The sequence below is a fragment of the Algibacter sp. R77976 genome, from assembly GCF_044594645.1.
In the GTDB taxonomy this organism is placed as follows: domain Bacteria; phylum Bacteroidota; class Bacteroidia; order Flavobacteriales; family Flavobacteriaceae; genus Algibacter_B.
In genome coordinates, this window is the sequence record NZ_CP138989.1 from 1,361,337 (window position 1) to 1,380,618 (window position 19,282).

General features: G+C 31.5%; 20 protein-coding genes. 9 read left to right on the top strand and 11 right to left on the bottom strand.

The features are described from left to right. The first annotated feature begins 71 nt into the window (after window positions 1–71). Window positions 72–1,613: a glycine--tRNA ligase gene (locus SJY43_RS05855; RefSeq protein WP_396602911.1), complete on the top strand. Its 1,542-nt coding sequence runs from the start codon at window positions 72–74 to the stop codon at window positions 1,611–1,613. Between the two features lie 106 nt (window positions 1,614–1,719). On the opposite strand, the gene SJY43_RS05860 is transcribed toward SJY43_RS05855, so the two are convergent. From SJY43_RS05860 to SJY43_RS05870, 3 genes are all read right to left on the bottom strand, one after another. Next, window positions 1,720–2,289 (bottom strand): DUF3575 domain-containing protein, encoded by a 570-nt coding sequence (locus tag SJY43_RS05860; protein WP_396602912.1) that lies wholly within the window; start codon window positions 2,287–2,289, stop codon window positions 1,720–1,722. Window positions 2,290–2,385: 96 nt separating this feature from the next. Further along, entirely contained in the window at window positions 2,386–2,856 is a 471-nt protein-coding gene (locus tag SJY43_RS05865; protein WP_396602913.1) for an Lrp/AsnC family transcriptional regulator, read from the bottom strand. A 1-nt stretch (window position 2,857) separates the two neighbouring features. After that, window positions 2,858–3,331, bottom strand: coding sequence for a type II secretion system protein GspG (locus tag SJY43_RS05870; RefSeq protein ID WP_396602914.1), 474 nt, complete (start codon window positions 3,329–3,331; stop codon window positions 2,858–2,860). A 182-nt stretch (window positions 3,332–3,513) separates the two neighbouring features. On the opposite strand from SJY43_RS05870, the gene SJY43_RS05875 reads away from it, so the two are divergent. Together SJY43_RS05875 and pckA are read left to right on the top strand one after the other, a co-directional pair. Further along, window positions 3,514–3,906 (top strand): DUF423 domain-containing protein, encoded by a 393-nt coding sequence (locus SJY43_RS05875; RefSeq protein WP_396602915.1) that lies wholly within the window; start codon window positions 3,514–3,516, stop codon window positions 3,904–3,906. Window positions 3,907–3,973: 67 nt separating this feature from the next. Beyond that, window positions 3,974–5,590, top strand: a complete 1,617-nt coding sequence (gene pckA / locus SJY43_RS05880; protein ID WP_396602916.1) for a phosphoenolpyruvate carboxykinase (ATP) — start codon at window positions 3,974–3,976, stop codon at window positions 5,588–5,590. A gap of 119 nt (window positions 5,591–5,709) precedes the next feature. Here the strand turns inward: pckA and SJY43_RS05885 are convergent, their stop codons facing one another. From SJY43_RS05885 to SJY43_RS05895, 3 genes are all read right to left on the bottom strand, one after another. Further along, on the bottom strand, window positions 5,710–7,317 hold the full coding sequence (locus SJY43_RS05885; RefSeq protein ID WP_396602917.1) for a T9SS type B sorting domain-containing protein: 1,608 nt from the start codon (window positions 7,315–7,317) through the stop codon (window positions 5,710–5,712). Between the two features lie 355 nt (window positions 7,318–7,672). After that, the gene (locus tag SJY43_RS05890; RefSeq protein WP_396602918.1) at window positions 7,673–8,422 is read right to left on the bottom strand and encodes a uroporphyrinogen-III synthase; all 750 of its coding nucleotides are present in this window, start codon (window positions 8,420–8,422) and stop codon (window positions 7,673–7,675) included. 21 nt (window positions 8,423–8,443) lie between these two features. After that, window positions 8,444–9,091, bottom strand: coding sequence for a DUF4271 domain-containing protein (locus tag SJY43_RS05895; protein ID WP_396602919.1), 648 nt, complete (start codon window positions 9,089–9,091; stop codon window positions 8,444–8,446). A 120-nt stretch (window positions 9,092–9,211) separates the two neighbouring features. On the opposite strand from SJY43_RS05895, the gene SJY43_RS05900 reads away from it, so the two are divergent. From SJY43_RS05900 to SJY43_RS05910, 3 genes are read left to right on the top strand one after another with little or no spacing between them, the layout of a single operon-like run. Beyond that, on the top strand, window positions 9,212–9,937 hold the full coding sequence (locus SJY43_RS05900; protein WP_396602920.1) for a polyprenol monophosphomannose synthase: 726 nt from the start codon (window positions 9,212–9,214) through the stop codon (window positions 9,935–9,937). Window positions 9,938–9,947: 10 nt separating this feature from the next. Next, window positions 9,948–11,288 carry a dihydroorotase gene (locus SJY43_RS05905; RefSeq protein ID WP_396602921.1) on the top strand — a complete coding sequence of 447 codons (1,341 nt, stop codon included), beginning with the start codon at window positions 9,948–9,950 and terminating at the stop codon, window positions 11,286–11,288. Then, a complete protein-coding gene (locus tag SJY43_RS05910; RefSeq protein WP_396602922.1) occupies window positions 11,285–11,836 on the top strand; it encodes a DUF4296 domain-containing protein in 552 nt (183 codons plus the stop codon). Before SJY43_RS05905 ends, SJY43_RS05910 begins: the two co-directional genes overlap by 4 nt. On the opposite strand, the gene SJY43_RS05915 is transcribed toward SJY43_RS05910, so the two are convergent. Further along, entirely contained in the window at window positions 11,811–12,812 is a 1,002-nt protein-coding gene (locus SJY43_RS05915) for an NAD-dependent epimerase/dehydratase family protein (RefSeq protein ID WP_396602923.1), read from the bottom strand. The two genes, SJY43_RS05910 and SJY43_RS05915, sit on opposite strands and share 26 nt — an antisense overlap. 212 nt (window positions 12,813–13,024) lie before the next feature. Between SJY43_RS05915 and tyrS the strand changes: the two genes are divergently transcribed. Beyond that, window positions 13,025–14,320: a tyrosine--tRNA ligase gene (tyrS, locus tag SJY43_RS05920; protein ID WP_396602924.1), complete on the top strand. Its 1,296-nt coding sequence runs from the start codon at window positions 13,025–13,027 to the stop codon at window positions 14,318–14,320. Window positions 14,321–14,446: 126 nt separating this feature from the next. On the opposite strand, the gene SJY43_RS05925 is transcribed toward tyrS, so the two are convergent. From SJY43_RS05925 to SJY43_RS05935, 3 genes are all read right to left on the bottom strand, one after another. Then, a complete protein-coding gene (locus SJY43_RS05925; RefSeq protein ID WP_396602925.1) occupies window positions 14,447–14,893 on the bottom strand; it encodes a YHS domain-containing (seleno)protein in 447 nt (148 codons plus the stop codon). Window positions 14,894–14,938: 45 nt separating this feature from the next. Next, a complete protein-coding gene (locus tag SJY43_RS05930; RefSeq protein ID WP_396602926.1) occupies window positions 14,939–15,919 on the bottom strand; it encodes an acyl transferase in 981 nt (326 codons plus the stop codon). Between the two features lie 70 nt (window positions 15,920–15,989). Continuing rightward, window positions 15,990–16,331 carry a T9SS type A sorting domain-containing protein gene (locus tag SJY43_RS05935; protein ID WP_396602927.1) on the bottom strand — a complete coding sequence of 114 codons (342 nt, stop codon included), beginning with the start codon at window positions 16,329–16,331 and terminating at the stop codon, window positions 15,990–15,992. A 195-nt stretch (window positions 16,332–16,526) separates the two neighbouring features. On the opposite strand from SJY43_RS05935, the gene SJY43_RS05940 reads away from it, so the two are divergent. Then, the gene (locus SJY43_RS05940) at window positions 16,527–17,207 is read left to right on the top strand and encodes a response regulator transcription factor (RefSeq protein ID WP_396602928.1); all 681 of its coding nucleotides are present in this window, start codon (window positions 16,527–16,529) and stop codon (window positions 17,205–17,207) included. Beyond that, complete coding sequence (locus SJY43_RS05945) at window positions 17,208–18,251, top strand: sensor histidine kinase (RefSeq protein ID WP_396602929.1); 1,044 nt, start codon at window positions 17,208–17,210, stop codon at window positions 18,249–18,251. On the opposite strand, the gene SJY43_RS05950 is transcribed toward SJY43_RS05945, so the two are convergent. Continuing rightward, on the bottom strand, window positions 18,234–19,280 hold the full coding sequence (locus SJY43_RS05950; protein WP_396602930.1) for a glycosyltransferase: 1,047 nt from the start codon (window positions 19,278–19,280) through the stop codon (window positions 18,234–18,236). The two genes, SJY43_RS05945 and SJY43_RS05950, sit on opposite strands and share 18 nt — an antisense overlap. Window positions 19,281–19,282 lie beyond the last annotated feature (2 nt).

Below are 19,282 nucleotides of genomic sequence, written 5' to 3' on the forward strand. Positions count from 1 at the left end.
TGTAGTCTTGTAAACTTAATTATTTTTCACAAATAGACGTTTGTTTTAATCGGTTTTTTATTTTTGCACCTATGGCAAATCAAGATGATAAATTTAAGAAGGTAATTTCGCATGCAAAGGAATACGGATATGTGTTTCAAAGTAGTGAAATTTACGACGGTTTAAGTGCAGTATACGATTATGCACAAAACGGGGCAGAATTAAAGAAAAACATACGCGACTACTGGTGGAAAGCCATGGTGCAAATGAATGAGAATATAGTAGGTATTGATGCTGCAATATTTATGCATCCTACCACTTGGAAAGCTTCAGGCCACGTTGATGCATTTAACGATCCATTAATAGATAATAAAGATTCTAAAAAACGCTACAGAGCAGATGTTTTAATTGAAGACTATTGCGCTAAAATTGAAGCTAAAATAGAGAAGGAAGTCAAAAAAGCTGAAAAACGTTTTGGAGATGCTTTTAATAAAGAAGAATTTGTTTCAACTAACGGGCGTGTTGTTGGCTATCAAGAAAAAATAAATAGTACGCTTTCGCGGATGGCAAAATCTTTAGAAAATGAAGATTTAGCAGATGTAAAAGCACTTATTGAAGAATTAGAAATTGCTGATCCTTTAACAGGAAGTAAAAACTGGACAGATGTTAAGCAGTTTAACCTCATGTTTGGAACCAAACTTGGTGCTTCGGCTGAAACTGCAATGGATTTGTATTTGCGCCCAGAAACAGCTCAAGGTATTTTTGTAAACTTTTTAAACGTACAGAAAACGAGTAGACAAAAAATTCCCTTTGGTATAGCACAAACAGGTAAAGCCTTTAGAAATGAAATTGTTGCAAGACAGTTTATTTTTAGAATGCGTGAGTTTGAACAAATGGAAATGCAGTTTTTTATAAAACCAGGCACTCAAAAAGAGTGGTATGAGCATTGGAAAGAACATAGAATGAAGTGGCACTTATCTTTAGGTATGGGCGCTGATAATTATCGTTTCCATGACCATGAGAAATTAGCACATTATGCTGATGCCGCTGCCGATATCGAATTTAAATTCCCATTTGGTTTTAAAGAGCTAGAAGGGATTCATTCAAGAACCGATTTTGATTTAAAAGCACACGAAGAGTATTCTGGAAAGAAATTACAATATTTCGATCATGAAGATAATGCAAGTTATACGCCATACGTTTTAGAAACATCTATTGGTTTAGACCGTATGTTTTTAGCTGTTTTCTCAAACGCTTTACAAGAAGAAGATTTAGGGGATGGAAAATCACGTACTGTTTTAAAATTACCAAGTGTTTTAGCACCAACAAAAGCAGCTATTTTACCATTGGTTAAAAAAGATGGTTTGCCAGAAATTGCAAAAGAAATTGTTGAAGAGTTGAAATGGGATTTTAATGTGATTTATGATGAAAAGGATGCTGTAGGGCGCCGTTATAGAAGGCAAGATGCCAACGGAACTCCGTTTTGTATTACTGTGGATCATGACACAAAAGAAGCTGGAACAGTAACTATTCGTCATAGAGATTCTATGGAACAACAGCGTGTTAAAATTGAAGATTTACGTAATATAATTAAACAAGAGGTTGATGTACGTTCTTGGTTAATGAAGATGTAACAAAAGAATTTTGTTATACTGAACTTGTTTCAGTATCTCTTAAATAAATAAACCCCAAAGCTGATTTTAGTTTTGGGGTTTATTTTATTTTAAAATATCGATGTTTTTAAAACCTGTAGCCAAGTGCTATACCACCTCTTCCAACAATTTCAATATCACTTTGGCCTAACATATCTCTACCTATTCCTAAATATATTTCAGCAATAAATCCTCTTTTTGTGATAAACTTAGCCCCAGTAGAAACACCAATGGCTAAATCTGTGTATTTTTCATAAGTATAACTACTATCTGGGTCTATGTCATTGAAGTTGTAAAATTCATCTTCACCAGAATGTATCATAGCAAACCCCTCAACAAAAAAACCTTGTGCATATTTTTTAGAGAAAAAATGTCTGTAATAAGGTGTTATTGAAAATGTTCTGTACTCGTCTAAACCAGCATTATCATCACCTTTATCAGAACCAATTTTAGTTAAGAAACTAATTCCAAATGAAGCCTCTTCATTTATGGTACGCTCATAAGCCACATCAAACCATTTGAAGATGATGAGGTTGGTCATGTTTACTTTTAGTTCGTTGAAATTTTCAAGTTGCATTTCGTTTTCTATGCTTTCTTGAGAAAACATAGACACTGAAAATAAAACAGAAACAAGTAATACTAAATACGTTTTTTTCATAAATCATTTATTTAAATTAATTATAGCATAGTAGCAACAACTATACCATTAAAAGATGCAATATAGATTAAAAGGTTGCTTTAGAATGATATTAAATTATATGTGCACTTGCCTATCAATTTGTTGGTCTAAAGAAATAAGAGACTCTGTACGTTGTACACCTGTTATGGTTTGAATTTTTTCATGAAGCAAGCGCATTAAGTGTGCATTGTCTTTACATAGAAGTTTTATAAATAGGCTATAGTTTCCCGTGGTGTAGTGACATTCTAAAACCTCTGGTATACGTTTTAAGGCCCTTACGACATCATCAGTATTGGCGGCTTTATCGAGATAAATACCAACAAAAGCTAAGGTTGAATATCCTAAAACTTCATGATTTATTATGAATTTTGAGCCTGAAATAAGTTTCGATTTTTCCAATTTTCGCAAGCGTTGATGGATAGCTGCCCCAGATATACCAACATTTCTAGCAATTTCTAATATGGGTGTACGGGCATCTGTAGTTAAAGCGCGAAGTATTTTTTTATCGATACCATCTATAGTTATAGTTTTACTTTTTTGTTTCATTTTAATGTTTTTTTGAGGCTTTTATATCGTCTTCAGTATTTAAAATACCATCTTTTCCTTTTGATATTAAGTTGAATGTTTTTTCATGATCTAAAACACTATAGTGGAATTCGTTTCCCCAGCCGTCTAAAGTGATGTTTTTTCGTAGCGGATTATTTCGAATAATATCTTCTAGTTCGTTAGGGTAAACTCCATCAACTTCTTTATTTTCTATTAAAAGTGATTCAACTTGAGATATTTTTTTGATGGTTTTTTTAGTGTTAGAATAATAATGTTGATAAAGCGTAAATGAAATTATAATCGGTGTTGTTATTAGAATACTATAAGCTAAAATTTTAATATAAGGATGAATCATAATTTTTTTCGGAAGGTTATTTTCCTTCTCAAACTTCCTTCTTTTCTTTTTGTCTCTCCAAAATTGGAAGTCTATGATTAACTCGAGTAAACAACCAATAAATTCTAATATCTGTGCCATCTAAATTGCAAACTAAAACATAAAAGTAAGTATTTGCTTTTAAATTGAAATTACGATAAGGGTTATAAGGTAAATATTTGTATGAGTCACTATCCATAAAATCTTTCGAATATTAAGTTTTGGTTTGTAATTTTGTGATAACAGGTAAAATGCTAAAAGCCTATAAAATAATTTACAATTAAATGAATAAAACAATTTTAATTACCGGTTCCATATTAGGTGTTTTAAGTATTATTTTAGGCGCTTTTGGTGCACATGCCTTAAAAGAATTAATTTCTTACGCATCGCAACAAACTTTTGAAACAGGGGTGCGCTACCAAATGTATCACGCGCTTTTGCTTTTGTTTATAGGAGGCAGTTCGTTTATTAAGCAAAAGACTAAAAAGATAATCTTCTATTTGGTTGTTATTGGAGTTATTCTTTTTTCTGGTTCTATTTACGGTTTGGCTACAAACGAGTTGTCTGGATTTAATTTTAAATCTATTGGTTTTATAACTCCAATAGGAGGTTTGTTTTTAATTGTGGCTTGGGGATTTATGATTGTCGATTTTTTTAATATTTCTCACAAAAAATAGACTAAAACTATAGATACTTAAAATAATTGTCTTTATTTTGTATTATAATATAATTTAAACCCAAATTATGGAAAACCACAATCAAGTTACGAAAACGATTTCGTTAGAATTATATGGTATTAATAATGCAAAAGTAAATTATCAATTACCTCCTGATGAACTTCATGAAATAACCATATCAAAAGGTCTAGGTGTTGAAGCGTCTTCTGGTGCCTTAGCGGTTAATACAGGTGAGTTTACAGGACGTTCTCCAAAAGATAGGTTTATAGTAAAAGACGATATAACTAAAGATCGGGTTTGGTGGGGCAATGTTAATATTCCGTTTAAACCTGAAGATTTTGATAAATTATATGATAAGGTTGTAGGGTATTTGTCTGAAAAGGAACTTTTTGTTAGAGATTGTTATGCTTGTGCAGATGAAAACTATAAGCTTAATATTCGTGTGATAAATGAATATTCTTGGAGTAACCAGTTTTCATATAACATGTTTTTACGTCCAACGGAGGCTCAATTAGAAAATTTTCAACCAGAATGGACTATTGTTAATGCACCAGGATTTATGGCTGTTGCAGATCAAGATGGAACGCGTCAACATAACTTCGCTATTTTAAATTTCACAAAAAAAATAGCATTAATTGGAGGGACAGGTTACACAGGTGAAATTAAAAAAGGTATATTTTCGGCCCTAAATTTTATACTTCCAGTATTTAAAAATACTATGCCAATGCATTGTAGCGCTAATGTTGGAAAAGACGGAGATACGGCTATCTTTTTTGGTTTATCTGGAACTGGGAAAACGACATTATCTACAGATCCTAATAGAAGTTTAATAGGCGATGATGAGCATGGTTGGACTAGTGAAAATACCGTGTTTAATTTTGAAGGTGGTTGTTATGCTAAAGTGATTAACTTGTCAAGAGATAATGAGCCTGAAATATATGATGCTATAAAGAAAGGCGCCATACTTGAAAACGTAATTTTAAATGATAAAGGTGAAGTGGATTTTGAAAATACATCCATTACTCAAAATACTAGAGTAAGTTACCCAATTCATCATATTCAAAATATACAAGTGCCGTCTATTGGTAAAAACCCTAAAAATATATTCTTTTTAACGGCTGATGCTTTTGGGGTAATTCCGCCAATTTCAAAATTAACGCCTAGTCAAGCAGCGTATCATTTTATTTCGGGTTATACGGCTAAAGTGGCAGGAACCGAAGCAGGTGTTAAAGAACCTATGCCATCTTTTTCAGCGTGTTTTGGAGCACCTTTTATGCCTTTGCATCCTGCTAAATATGCAGAAATGTTAAGTCAAAAAATGACTGATGCTGGAGTTAACGTTTGGTTAGTAAATACAGGTTGGACTGGAGGACCTTATGGAATTGGTACTAGAATGAAATTAAAGTATACACGTGCTATGATTAATGCGGTGTTGGATGGTCATTTAGGACTATATAATTATGACGATTATCATATCCATTCTGTATTTGGTGTAGCGCAACCAAGAACCTGTCCAGGAGTACCAACAAGTGTGTTAAGCCCAAGAGCGACTTGGAATGATGATAAGGCTTATTATACAACAGCTTTTAAACTTACCAATGCATTTAGGGAAAACTTTAAGAAGTTTGAGGCGCATTGTAGCGAAGAGATTAGACGCGGTGGCCCACAGCGATATGCGTTCTAAATAATTTAAGTGTTCTTTGTTTTCGTGAAAACGGAAATAATGTAAAGGGATAATTTATAAAAATTATCCCTTTTTTATATTCAATTTTTTAATCTATCTGAGGTTGCCCCTAAGATAAATTAAAGTTTTAAACTAAAATGTCCTAGTAAAGTTTCACCGTCATTATAAACTATTTGGTACCAGTAGTCGTCTGTTGGTAATTTGCTGCCATTACATGTACCATCCCAGCCTTTTTCAATTTGAGTTATATTTTTCAAAAGTTTACCTCGACGGTTGTAAATATTAACGCTAGCTATTCGGTTTATTGGGTTAGGTGTGATCCAAAAATCATTGATGCCATCGTTATTAGGGGTAAAGAATTTTGGAGGTAAATGTATACCTGCTTTTCCTGTGGTAAAAATTTCTTCACTACAACCAATGGCTTCACCAGCTAAATTGTAAGGTTCTATTATAACATAGATTTTGGTATTTTCAGGTAAATCTCCTGGTATATTATAGTGTGTAATATTACCGACGTCAAATCGATTATAGATATCAATATTCTCTGTAAAAGTTTCTACGGTTAATATATAGCCTGTGGCATCTGTAACAGGAATCCATTTTAAATCTGTACCTACTGGTACTTGAGACGCACCAGCCAATGGTAACGTTAGATTTGTGCACCTAGGAACAGGAAAAACTTCTCCAGTTGTAAAGCTTTCTTCATTACAATCTATGGCATTACCTTGTTCATTATATGGTGTTATATTTACAAAAATACGTGTATTCCCAGGGAAATCTATAGTTGGATTATAGCTATTAGTATCACCTATATCAAAATTATTTAAAATATTGGTTCCTCCAGAAGTTGTCCCGATATTAATTTTATACCCTATGGCATCAGGAGCTGTAAGCCATGTTATATCGGTATTAAAAATAACGTCTGTATCATTATCCATTGGTATGGAAAGAGTTGTACAATTTGGTGCAAAGGCAGAACGTCCTGTCATAAAATATTCTTCTGAACAACCAGTAATATTTCCAGTTAAGTTGTAAGGCGTTATGGTAACAGATATACTTGTGTTTGCAGGGTAGTTTCCTGATAGATTGTAGGTTGTCGTATTTCCAATATCAAAATTGTTTAATATGTTAGTTGCGCCTGGTGATGTACCAATAGTTAATTTGTATCCTGTGGCATTGGGAACCGGTAACCAAGATAAATCGGTTTCAACTGATACATTTCTTGCTTCATTTAAAGGTTGGGTTAATTGAGTACAGGTGAGTTCTAACAGCGAATTTCCGGTGCTAAAAAATTCTTCATTACACGATAAGGCATCGCCATCGTCATTATAAGGAGTTATAATGACTGAGATATTAGAGTTTCCTGGTAAGTTGACAGGTAGGTTATATATTGTTGAATTGCCAACATCAAAAGCATTTAAAATATCCCCTTCACCAGGGGATGTGCCAATAGTTATTTTGTATCCTGTGGCCTCTTCAATAAAATCCCATGTAAAATTTGTGCTAACAGAAACATTAGTGTCACCGTTAGATGGTATTCTAAGTCGGGTGCAAGTCGGAGGAATTAAATTTATTTTTGAGTTTTCATTATTATTTATATTACTATGAATTGCTTCATTAAATAAAGGTATAGTATCAAATAAAACCGCACTATGTGTTTTTGTTGTAAAGCAAACAAGCACGATAAAAAGGAAAGTATAATATGTATTTAGAAGTACTTTTTTCATGACGTTTTAAAGGAAACTACATAGTGTTTTTTTAAGGATTTAGTTGCTATTTTAGTTAAATTAAAGGAGGGAATCAAGGCATTAGAAATAAAGGTAATGCTAAAGAGATGCCAGCCGTATAAATATATGGTTAATGAAATGTAATCAATAATACAAAATAGTTAAAGTATTGATAATAAATTAGAGGTCAATTGTTATAAATTATCGTTTTTGTTTCTAGTTGTTAGGCTGTTATACGCTATGTTATGGTGAATGGTTCTGTTATATTGTTGTTGGTGTTAGGTGAGTTTAATATAAACAAAAAGGGATGATTTTGTAAAACCATCCCTTTTTAATTTATTTATTAAATAAAGTCTTATTTTCCCTTATTTGCCTTTTCAATATATTTTTGTAAAGCCATAGTCATCGAAGGTGTTTCAGGGGTTGGAGCAGCTATATCAACGCGCAATCCTTTATCTTCAACAGCTTTTATGGTTGTATTTCCAAAAACAGCTATTCTAGTTTCATTTTGTTTAAAGTCCGGAAAATTTTGAAATAATGATTCTATTCCAGAAGGACTAAAAAAGACTAAAACATCATAAGATACATTAGCTAAATCAGATAAATCGCTAACTACAGTTCTATAAAATGTAGCTTGTTTCCAATTTATCCCTAAAGCATCAAGTGTATTAGGGACAGCAGGTTTTACTTTGTCTGTATTTGGTAGTAAGAATTTTTCGTCTTTGTACTTTTTAATTAATGGTGATAATTCAGCAAACGTACGTTTACCAACATAAATTTTACGTTTTCTATAAACCACGTATTTTTGAAGATAATAAGCTACCGCTTCAGACTGGCAGAAATACTTCATGGAGTCTGGAACTTTAAATCGCATTTCTTCAGCAATTCTAAAGAAGTGATCTACGGCATTTCTACTCGTTAAAATAATAGCAGTATAATCACTTAAATCAATTTTTTGATGCCTGATTTCTTTAGCTGAGACTCCTTCAACATGAATAAACGGTCTGAAATCAATTTTTACACGTTGCTTTTCTTGTAAATCGAAGTAGGGCGAGTTCTCTATTTTAGGTTCTGGTTGAGATACTAAAATGGTTTTCACTTTCATAAGCGCGGGTCGTTTGTTCTTTTAATTTGAAATAAACACCTTATATAAAATGATATAGGGTGCGATTTCGAGAGCGCAAAGATACAAAATAAAATAAAACAAGTTGTGTTTTATTAAACTTTGATGTGTTTTAAAAGAACTAATTAAGCCAATAATATTTATAATTAATAATAAGGAAATAATACCATAAATTAAAAGTAACGTTGGCTTGAAGCTGTAGAGTAGTAAGGCGTTTACAGGTAATAATAAAATACCTAAATAATTTTTAAAACTTATTTTTTTAAAAATATATTGATCAATAAGCTTATCAATTTCAAAAAGGCTGCCAATTAAGCGTTCTATAAGTACTTTAATTAATATAAAAATACCAATACTAAAGGTTAGTTTAAACATGGTATTACTCGAAATAATATTGGTTTCATTAATTTGTTTGTAGGTGATAAAACAGAAAACAGAAACAGAGATTACTAAGTTAACAAACAATAAGGCGTCAAACTTGTCGAAAAATTTCTGATCTCTAGAGTAAATTTTAAGGTATTTGTCGTTTCCAAGTACTAAAATAAAGTCATCAAATCGTTTTGGAGCTGTTAATTTAGCTATAGCTACAATAACTAAGCTTATAACTAATAAGATGGTAAATATTTCGTTTGAAATAATGTGACGAAGCATGCCATAAAATTATTATAATTTTTAACATTAAGGTGTATTATTAAGAAATATTTAAAATATTTAAACGCCGATTAATGTACATTTGCTAAAAATTTAAAAGGATTTCAACAAAAAAGAAATATGCTTAATACTGTTGTAATTATTCCAACATATAATGAGATTGAAAACATTGAAGCCATAATTAGAGCTGTGTTTTCTCAATCGCCTACCTTACATATTCTTATTGTTGATGATAATTCGCCAGACTTAACAGCTTTAAAGGTTAAAGCCCTTCAAAAGGAATTTTCTGAAAAACTGTTTTTAGAGGTTCGTAAAGAAAAATCTGGCTTAGGGACAGCCTATATTCATGGGTTTAAATGGAGTTTAGAGAAAGGTTATAATTATATTTTTGAAATGGATGCCGATTTTTCTCATAACCCGAATGATCTTATTAGACTTTATAGCGCATGTGCAGAACAGGGTGCAGATATGGCTATTGGTTCAAGGTACATTAATAATACAGTTAATGTTGTTAATTGGGACATGAAAAGGTTACTAATGTCTTATTTTGCATCTAAATATGTTAAGTTTATTACTAGAATGTCTTTAGCCGATGCTACAGCTGGTTTTGTGTGTTATAATAGAAAGGTTTTAGAAACTATTAATTTAGATAAAATTAAGTTTATCGGGTATGCATTTCAAATTGAAATGAAGTTTAAAGCTTATTTAAAAAAGTTTAATATTGTTGAAGTTCCTGTTATTTTTACCGATAGAACAAAAGGCGAGTCAAAATTAAGTTCTGGAATTATTTCGGAAGCTATTTTCGGGGTTATCTCAATGAAGTTGAAAAGTTTATTTAAAAAATAAAAGTATGGAAATGATTACTACACTAATAAAAAATGCTAAAATAGTTAATGAAGGCACTATTTTTAGTGGTGATGTATTAATAGAAGGTGAGCATATAAAGCAAATTGCAGAGTCTATAAGTCCAAAATCTGCAGATGTCTTGGTTTATGATGCCGAAGGAAAGTATCTTTTACCAGGCGCTATAGACGATCAAGTACACTTTAGAGAACCAGGATTAACTCATAAAGCAAATATAGAAACCGAATCTAAAGCAGCAATTGCTGGTGGTATTACATCGTTTATTGAAATGCCAAATACCAACCCACAAACAACAACTATAGAGAAGTTGGAAGATAAATTTGAAATAGCTGCACAAACATCGCTAGCTAATTATTCTTTTATGTTTGGCGGTACTAATGATAATTTAGATGAAATTCTAAAAGTAGATTCTAAAACTGTAGCTGGATTAAAATTATTCTTAGGGTCATCAACAGGAAATATGTTAGTTGATAACCCAGATGTTTTAGAGAAAATTTTTAAAAGTACAGATATGGTAATTTCTGTACATTGTGAAGACGAAGCTACTATAAAGAAGAATTTTCAAGAGCATTTTGAAAAATTTGGAGATGATATTCCTGTTAAATATCATCCAATAATTAGAAGTGAAGAGGCATGCTACTTATCTTCATCAACAGCTATCGAATTAGCTAAAAAAACAGGAGCAAGATTGCATGTTTTTCATTTGTCTACAGGAAAAGAAACGGCCTTGTTTACTAATAAAATTCCTTTAGCAGAAAAGAAAATTACGGCCGAGGTTTGTATTCATCATTTATGGTTTTCTGATGAAGATTACGATAAAAAAGGCACATTAATTAAATGGAACCCAGCAGTAAAGACTAAAGAAGATAGAGATCAATTATGGGAAGCTTTATTGGACGATAGAATAGATGTAATTGCAACAGATCATGCGCCACATACTATAGAGGAGAAAGATAACGTTTATACAAGTGCACCCTCTGGTGGTCCTTTAGTGCAACATGCGTTGCCAGCTATTTTAGAAATGTATCATAAAGGAAAAATTTCATTAGAGAAAATAGTTGAAAAAATGTGTCATAATCCTGCGATTTTATTTCAAGTTGAAAAACGTGGTTATATAAAAGAAGGTTATTTTGCAGATTTGGTTTTAGTAGATTTAAATAACCCATGGACGGTAACAAAAGATAATATTTTATATAAGTGTGGTTGGTCTCCTTTCGAAGGCGCAACGTTTAAATCAAGAATAACGCATACATTTTTAAATGGTACCTTAGTATTTCATAATGCTAAGTTTAGTAATGTGAAAGCAGCTAGGCGATTAACTTTTAATAGATGATTTTAAAAAGATTTATAGTAGTTGTTGTATTAATTTTTACTGTTGTAGCATGTAAAAAAATAAACGGTCCAAAAAAACCTAAGAATTTAATTTCTAAGGATAAAATGGTCGATATTTTAATTGATGCTAAACTAATTACTACTGCAAATTCAAAAAACAAAATTATAATGCGTGATGCAGGTCTTGATTTTAAGACTTACGTTTATGAAAAGCATAATATTGATAGTTTACAATTTGCTTTAAGTAATGATTATTATGCATTTCATATGGAAGAATATGAAGAGATTTACACCAGGTTAGCTGATAGTTTATTAGAGTTAAAAGAAGAACTAAAAACTATTGAAGCCGAAGAGTGGAAAGAAAAAACGAAAAGAGAGGCAGATTCTTTAAATCAGTTATTAGAAGAAAACAAGAAAAATAAAGACTCTTTAGGTCTTGAAAATCTTATAAAAAAGGATTCTTTAGTTGAAGATAATGCGTTTTTCGAAGAAAGCGTTGAAGAATTAGAAAGTTTGTTAGAGCCTATTTCTGATAGTCTTTTCCAATAGCATCAATAGTTTCATTAACAGCTTTAAATTTATAATTTAAAGCTGTTTTTATTTTCTCGCTATTATATTGTTTCTCTGAAGTTAAAGACATAGCTATATGTTTCGTTAATTGTCTTCTCTTGCCAGTTAATTTATGTTTTAGCCAATCTAATCTCCAGCCAATACTTAATAAGTTGCTTTTGGCGAGTTTTTTAGGGATTTTTGCATTAACAGATTTAGCCAAGGCTTGTAGAAAATCTTTGTAAGTCCAGTTTTCGGCAACTAAAACAAAGCGTTTATTTATAATAGTGCTCTCCATTAACTTCATCATAATAGATATAACATCTTCAACAGCAACTAAGCCAACTGTTCCAGCAGTATAATACTTCAAACCTTTACTAGCTTTTTTAAACAAACCTCCGGTACCGTAATGCCAAATACCAGCACCTAAAATAACACCAGGATTAACTACAACACTATTTAGTCCTTCTTGCGTACCTCTCCAAACTTCCATTTCGGCACCATATTTTGTAATAGCATACACACTATTATCATCTTCTGGATTCCAATTGGTTTCTTCACTAATTATTTCATTGTTTAAAGTGTTGCCTAAAGTAGCAATAGAACTTACATAACAAAGCTTTGTAATGGAATTGGAGATGCTAAGGTTTACAATATTTGCTGTACCTTCAATATTAGTTTTTCGTAAAAGTTGATATTTGTCGGGTTCAAATGATACAAATGCGGCGCAGTGATAAACATGAGTAATACCATTAAAAGCCTCAGAAAGTGCTGGGACATCTATTAGATCTGCCTGTGCCCATTCTATCTTATTAAAAAGCTCAATATAATCTTTAGTGTAAGTAGCGAATACATTTTTAGTGTTTTCAATTTTACGTTCTGTCCTATAAATAGCTTTTACATTCTTGTTCTCTAAAACAAGTCTGTAAAGTAAATGCGCTCCAACTAATCCTGTTCCTCCTGTTACTAAAATCATGCAACTAAAGTAATAAATATTAAAAGAGTTAGTTTTAATTTCTATTGAAATATTTATTACTTAGATTCCCGTTTTTACGGGAATGACAATTTCAATAGAAACCTCTTCATAAATTCAGAGGAGTAATTTTTCAATTAAAGAATTATTAAGAATCCCTAAGTAATTATACCTGTATTTTTATCTTTGCATAGTTTTGTAAATATATAAGAAGAATGATAAAGAATTTTGTTGAAGAATTAACTTGGAGAGGCATGATACATACCGTGATGCCAGGAGCAGAAGAACACTTAATGGAAAGTATGCGAAGTGCTTATGTAGGTTTCGATCCTACTGCAGATTCTTTACACATAGGAAACCTTGTGCCTATTATGCTTTTAGCGCATTATCAGCGTTGCGGGCATAAGCCAGTAGCTTTGGTTGGTGGTGCAACAGGAATGATTGGTGATCCTTCAGGGAAATCTAACGAACGTAATTTGCTAGATGAAAAAACATTGCGTCATAATCAAGAATCAATAAAAGCACAATTAGCACACTTTTTAGATTTTGAAAGTGATGCGTCTAATGCTGCTGAACTTGTAAATAATTACGATTGGATGAAAGACTTCTCTTTTCTTGAATTTATACGTGATGTTGGTAAACATATTACTGTAAATTATATGATGGCGAAAGATTCTGTTAAAAATAGAATTTCATCTGATGCATCTGAAGGGATGAGTTTTACAGAGTTTACTTATCAGATGGTGCAAGGATATGATTTTCTTCATCTATACAAAGAAAGAGATTGTTCTATCCAAATGGGAGGTAGTGATCAATGGGGAAATATTACAACCGGTACTGAATTAATTAGAAGAGTTGCTGGAGGTAAAGGTTTTGCAATTACATGCCCGTTAATTACAAAATCTGATGGATCTAAATTTGGAAAATCTGAAGGAGGAAATGTTTGGTTAGATGCTAACAGAACTTCACCATATAAATTCTACCAATATTGGCTTAATTCTAGTGATGAGGATGCCGAAAAATATATCAAAATCTTTACGTTTTTAAATGAAGATGAAATTAACGTATTAATTGAAACGCATAAAGAGGCACCACATTTAAGAGTGTTACAAAAGCGTTTAGCTGAAGAAATTACAGTTATGGTTCATTCTAAAGAAGATTTAGATAACGCAATAAAAGCCAGTAGTATTCTTTTTGGAAAATCTACTAGTGAAGATTTAAAGCAATTAAACGAACAAACGTTTTTAGATGTTTTTGATGGTGTGCCACAAACTCAAATAGATAAATCTGAAATTGAAAACGGATTAGATATCATTGCGGCATTAGCTGAAAAAGGAGGGTTTTTAAAATCTAACGGAGAAGCTAGAAGAGCATTAAAAGAAAACTCTATTTCTGTAAATAAAGAGAAAGTGAAAGACGATTATAGTATCTCAGAAAAAGATCTTATTAATAATAAGTTTGTGCTTTTACAAAGAGGGAAAAAGAATTATTTTGTATTACAAATAGTGTGAAAAAATAATAAAGCCTGAGTTAAAACTCAGGCTTTATGTTTAACCAATCAACTAAAAAATTAATCTTTCTTTTTCTTAGCAATAATTTAGTCGTTACCTTTTTTTAAAACTTACATAAGTTTGTAATTATTTTTCAAGCTTTAAGTACTCCCAATTGGTATCGGCTTTTTCTTTTAAAATAGCTTCGTTTCCTTTCTTCCATAAATCTAAAGTATTTGTACCCCAAGCATTATAAAATAGGTAAAGCTTGTCCTCCTTAATAAGAAATGTTTTTGGGTTAATTGATACTTTTTCGTTCTTTAAAGCTATAGCATAGGCGCAGTAACCACCGTATTGAGGTGTGTATTTCTCAGGGTTTTTATTAAATGCTTCTAAGTTTTCTTCTGATGAAAATTTGAATTTAACGCCATCAAAAGATGTTGTGAATTTTTTGGTTCCTTCAATAGCTTCATTATTAAAATACGCAACAACGTCATAACCATTTGCAACAAAACCTTTTTTTAAGTTGTAGTCTATGGTTTGGGCTGATACAGACGAAGCGGTTACTAGAAATAATAGGATTAAACTTTTCATAAAGATTTTTTATAATAAGTCTATAAACAGATGAGACCTTACAAATTATAGAACCATAAGGTTGCATCCTCGAATATCTGAGTTATCAAATCGACCAATTACTTCAAACGACCCATTATTATTCGTTGTGCCTAAATCTTGAGTAGCTATAAAAGAGCAAGAGTTAATATTGGCTAAATCAATAACGTTTAATCCGCCAGTTTTTCCTGTATTTTGAAGTGTTAAGGCATCTTCAGTGTCACGAGTTAAAACGCGCATCCAAGGAGGACAATTAAATATACCATCGCCTTTAGAGTAGGCTTGACTTAAAAGCTCGGTCATACCATATTCGCTATGTATGTGGTCTACACCAAAACCTTTTTTTAATGTATTATGTAGCTCTTCTCTAATTAATTCTTTTCGTCTACCTTTCATACCACCAGTTTCCATGATTATGGTGTTTTTTAATTTGAATTGAAAAGATTCAATCAAATCTAATAAAGCAAAAGAAACACCAATTAGTAATACTTTTTTTCCTTCGGCGTCTAGTTTAATTAAAGTGTCTTTTAATTCAGAAAGGTTATTTAAATAAAATCCACTTTCAGGATGCTGAGAAGTTTTTATCATACTATCTACCATGTAGATTAAAGAAGAGCCATCTCGTTCTAAATAAGAAGGTAGCAGTCCTAAAACAACATAATCTTCAATCTTACCATAAAACTGCTCAAAACCTTTAGTATAGCTTTGGTGGTATATATTTAAATCGGTTACATGGTGTTTGCTAGTTTCCGTTCCAGAAGTTCCAGAGCTAGTAAAAATCCTTTCTACTGGAGTTTTAGAGCTCAGAACATCTCGTGTTTTAAAAAACTGAATAGGTAAAAACGGAATATCTTTTAGTGTTTTTACTTCGCTAGGGTGTTTGTAAAGTAAATCGCAAAAAGATCTGTAAACTCTATTATTTTCAAATTGAAATTTAAAGATTTGAAGCGCTAGGTCTTCAAACGCTTCAGGTGTTTTAGTATTAAAAATTTCATGTTCGAAAATCATACTGCAAAAGTATGTAAAATAAAAAAGCGTTACCTAATGATAACGCTTTTAAAACTATTATTTAAAACTATTATTTTATAATAAGCTTTCTAGATTCGCTCATGTTATTTTCAATAATTTTTAAAATATAAACGCCTTTTCTTAAATTAGAAACATTTAATTCTCTACCAGATAAAACAGTAGTAAGTACTTGTTTTCCTAAAACATCAAATATTTCAATTTGTTTAATTAAACTTCGCTTTGATGCAATGTTAATTATGGGGCTTTCACTATTAACAGGGTTTGGGTAAATTGATAACCCTTCAATAGTTGTTTGCGCAGAGGGATTATTAACATGACTTTGAGCATCTATATTTTGAGATGAAAAACATGTTATAGCGACTAATAAGAATAAATAGTAAACTTTTTTCATACACTCCGATTTGGTTTTTTAAAGGTATTATATTGCTGCAAATTTGATGCCAAAATACTGTTAAAGATTATAGTAATTTGTCGAAAGTTTATCTTCAAGTAAAGTGTTTGTTACCATAATGTTATTAATTTTGCTATATTAATGTAATTGTGTTTTTAGTTTTATCTTTACCTTAATAAATACACCTATTAAATAATGAAAAAGAAGGATATTAAAATATTACTGGTTGATGATGAGCCAGATATCTTAGAAATAGTTGGCTATAATTTATCAAACGAAGGGTATCAAGTTATTACAGCCGAAAACGGACAAGAAGGTGTTAAGAAGGCTAAAAAAGAACTACCGCATTTAATTATTTTAGATGTTATGATGCCCGAAATGGATGGTATTGAAGCCTGTGAGGTAATTAGAAAAATACCAGATTTAAAAAATACAATCATTACCTTTTTAACGGCACGAGGAGAAGATTATTCTCAAGTAGCTGGTTTTGATGCAGGTGCAGACGATTATATAACAAAGCCCATTAAGCCAAAAGTTTTAGTAAGTAAAGTTAAGGCACTTTTAAGACGTTTTAAAGAAGAAGATGTTGCTAATACTGTAAAAGTAGGTAGCTTAGTTATTAATAGAGATGAATATAAAATTGTTTCAAAAGGAAAAGAGATTATTTTACCTAGAAAAGAATTTGAATTATTATCTTTACTAGCATCCAAACCAGGGAAAGTTTTTAAAAGAGACGAGATTCTTGATAATGTTTGGGGTAGCGAAGTTGTTGTTGGAGGTAGAACTATAGATGTTCATATCAGAAAACTTCGTGAAAAACTAGGTGATAAAAGCTTTAAAACCATAAAAGGTGTAGGCTACAAGTTTGTTGATTAAATGCAGGCGAAATTTAAAAAATCATATCGATTTGCTGTACGTGCAGCATTATACATCACATTATACACAACACTCTTATTGAGTGTTTTTTTGTATTACTTAAATAGTCTTGAATGGTATTATCCATTACTGTTTTCGGTTTGTGTTTTTGTCTTTTCTTTTTTAATAATTCAGTATAGCGTAGAACGTTTTATTTACAAACGCGTAAAAAAAATCTATGATGATTTAACACTTCTAGAATCGGTTAGTTTAGCTAAAGGACCAATCACTACCGATATGCAAACGCTAACTCAAGAAATTGATAAGTTTGCTAGAGATAAAAAAATTGAAATAGAAACTTTAAAAGTTAGGGAAGCTTACAGAAAAGATTTTTTAGGTAATGTATCGCATGAGTTAAAAACACCATTGTTTACCGTACAAGGCTACATAGAAACATTGCTTGATGGTGCCATGGATGATAAAAATATTCGTAAAAAATACCTTGAAAGAGCTAGTAAAGGCATCGAGAGATTGGGTTATATAATTAATGATTTAGACATGATTACCAAATTAGAAGTAGGTGATTTAAGTTTAAATATGGAAGTGTTTAATATTGTTGAGTTGGTTGAAAATGTATTCGATATGTTGGAGATGAAAGCCCACAAAAAAAGAATAACCTTAACCTTTGATAGGGATTACCCTGAACCAATAATGGTAAATGCAGATAAAGAGCGTATACAGCAAGTATTGGCCAATTTAATGGTTAACTCTATTAAATATGGTAGCGAGAAAGGAACTACAGAGGTTAGTATAGAAAACCTTATTAAAAATAAAGTAATTGTTCGTGTTACCGATAATGGCGAAGGTATTGGTGCAGAGTATATACCGCGTTTATTCGAGCGTTTTTTCCGTGTTGATAAAAGTGGCTCAAGAAAAGAAGGTGGTTCTGGTCTAGGGCTAGCCATAGTAAAGCATATTATAGAAGCGCATCAAGAACGAATATATGTAGAAAGCGAGTTTGGCGTAGGTAGCGAGTTTTCTTTTACTTTAGAAAAGATCGAATAATACTTTAAAATCCACATCAAAATTAAAAGCTTTTAAACCGTCATAAGCTTTAACTTCATCCAGTTTACTTAAGTTAAAATCTTTTTGTTTACAGCTTGGTACCAAATGCATTTCGGTAAGTCGTTTTGCTAAATATTCTTGTTCAAATTGGCCAGGCGTAGGTATAAAAAAAGCTTTTTTGTTAAGTTTTGCCAAATCCATAACGGTTGTGTAGCCAGATCTAGACAGTATTAATGCACTCTCATTTATAGTTTTTTCAAGTAAGTTAGAAGTCATGAAATTATAAATAGTCATGTTTCCTAAAACCTGTATGGTTTGTTCTTTCTGCATAACCCCTTTTACAAAAACTACCTTTCCAGAGTAATCTTTTAATTCAGAAAGCAATTTTTCTTCAAGCATAGTACGTTGTGGTTCGGGCCCAGAAAGCAAAACCATTAAGTTGTTTTTAATTTCAGCTTTAGTTTTATTAAATCGGCTAAGTGGGCCAATGTATTTTATAGGTACATCAAAATTTGTTACATGCCCTAGTTTTCCACTTAAATTAGTATCTCCATCGGCATCAGGAATCCAGCACATATCAAATTTTTTAATAATTTTCTGATGCATTTTTGTGCTTAACCAAGTTGTATTGCCACTTAAAACATTTAATTGATGCGTAATAAATACCGATGGCACTTTCTTACTTCTAACCCCTAATCTATTATCAGAAATAATCCCAACAATATCATTAAGTTCTAAAACAGCTTTAATAGCCTTTTTTTCTGCCTTAATCGCCTTTAGCAACTTAGGTGAATCCTTAAGTAATTTCAGTTTAAAAAGGGAGCCGTTTTTACTATAAGTAATGTTATACGAAGGTAATTCTATAGTCGAAAGACGTGGGAATTCTTTTTTTAAAAGTGCTAATGCAACACCATCACTAGCAATTATTGGTGTAAACCCTTCGCTTATTAAAGCATTAATTATAGGTATGCAACGCGTAGCGTGTCCAAGTCCCCAATTTAAAGGCGCCACTAAAATTTGTTTTTTCATTA

Coding starts and splice junctions, on each gene's coding strand:
- SJY43_RS05855 (WP_396602911.1), top strand. CDS start 72: ATGGCAAATCAAGATGATAAATTTAAGAAGGTAATTTCGCATGCAAAG.
- SJY43_RS05860 (WP_396602912.1), bottom strand. CDS start 2,289: ATGAAAAAAACGTATTTAGTATTACTTGTTTCTGTTTTATTTTCAGTG.
- SJY43_RS05865 (WP_396602913.1), bottom strand. CDS start 2,856: ATGAAACAAAAAAGTAAAACTATAACTATAGATGGTATCGATAAAAAA.
- SJY43_RS05870 (WP_396602914.1), bottom strand. CDS start 3,331: ATGGCACAGATATTAGAATTTATTGGTTGTTTACTCGAGTTAATCATA.
- SJY43_RS05875 (WP_396602915.1), top strand. CDS start 3,514: ATGAATAAAACAATTTTAATTACCGGTTCCATATTAGGTGTTTTAAGT.
- pckA (WP_396602916.1), top strand. CDS start 3,974: ATGGAAAACCACAATCAAGTTACGAAAACGATTTCGTTAGAATTATAT.
- SJY43_RS05885 (WP_396602917.1), bottom strand. CDS start 7,317: ATGAAAAAAGTACTTCTAAATACATATTATACTTTCCTTTTTATCGTG.
- SJY43_RS05890 (WP_396602918.1), bottom strand. CDS start 8,422: ATGAAAGTGAAAACCATTTTAGTATCTCAACCAGAACCTAAAATAGAG.
- SJY43_RS05895 (WP_396602919.1), bottom strand. CDS start 9,091: ATGCTTCGTCACATTATTTCAAACGAAATATTTACCATCTTATTAGTT.
- SJY43_RS05900 (WP_396602920.1), top strand. CDS start 9,212: ATGCTTAATACTGTTGTAATTATTCCAACATATAATGAGATTGAAAAC.
- SJY43_RS05905 (WP_396602921.1), top strand. CDS start 9,948: ATGATTACTACACTAATAAAAAATGCTAAAATAGTTAATGAAGGCACT.
- SJY43_RS05910 (WP_396602922.1), top strand. CDS start 11,285: ATGATTTTAAAAAGATTTATAGTAGTTGTTGTATTAATTTTTACTGTT.
- SJY43_RS05915 (WP_396602923.1), bottom strand. CDS start 12,812: ATGATTTTAGTAACAGGAGGAACAGGATTAGTTGGAGCGCATTTACTT.
- tyrS (WP_396602924.1), top strand. CDS start 13,025: ATGATAAAGAATTTTGTTGAAGAATTAACTTGGAGAGGCATGATACAT.
- SJY43_RS05925 (WP_396602925.1), bottom strand. CDS start 14,893: ATGAAAAGTTTAATCCTATTATTTCTAGTAACCGCTTCGTCTGTATCA.
- SJY43_RS05930 (WP_396602926.1), bottom strand. CDS start 15,919: ATGATTTTCGAACATGAAATTTTTAATACTAAAACACCTGAAGCGTTT.
- SJY43_RS05935 (WP_396602927.1), bottom strand. CDS start 16,331: ATGAAAAAAGTTTACTATTTATTCTTATTAGTCGCTATAACATGTTTT.
- SJY43_RS05940 (WP_396602928.1), top strand. CDS start 16,527: ATGAAAAAGAAGGATATTAAAATATTACTGGTTGATGATGAGCCAGAT.
- SJY43_RS05945 (WP_396602929.1), top strand. CDS start 17,208: ATGCAGGCGAAATTTAAAAAATCATATCGATTTGCTGTACGTGCAGCA.
- SJY43_RS05950 (WP_396602930.1), bottom strand. CDS start 19,280: ATGAAAAAACAAATTTTAGTGGCGCCTTTAAATTGGGGACTTGGACAC.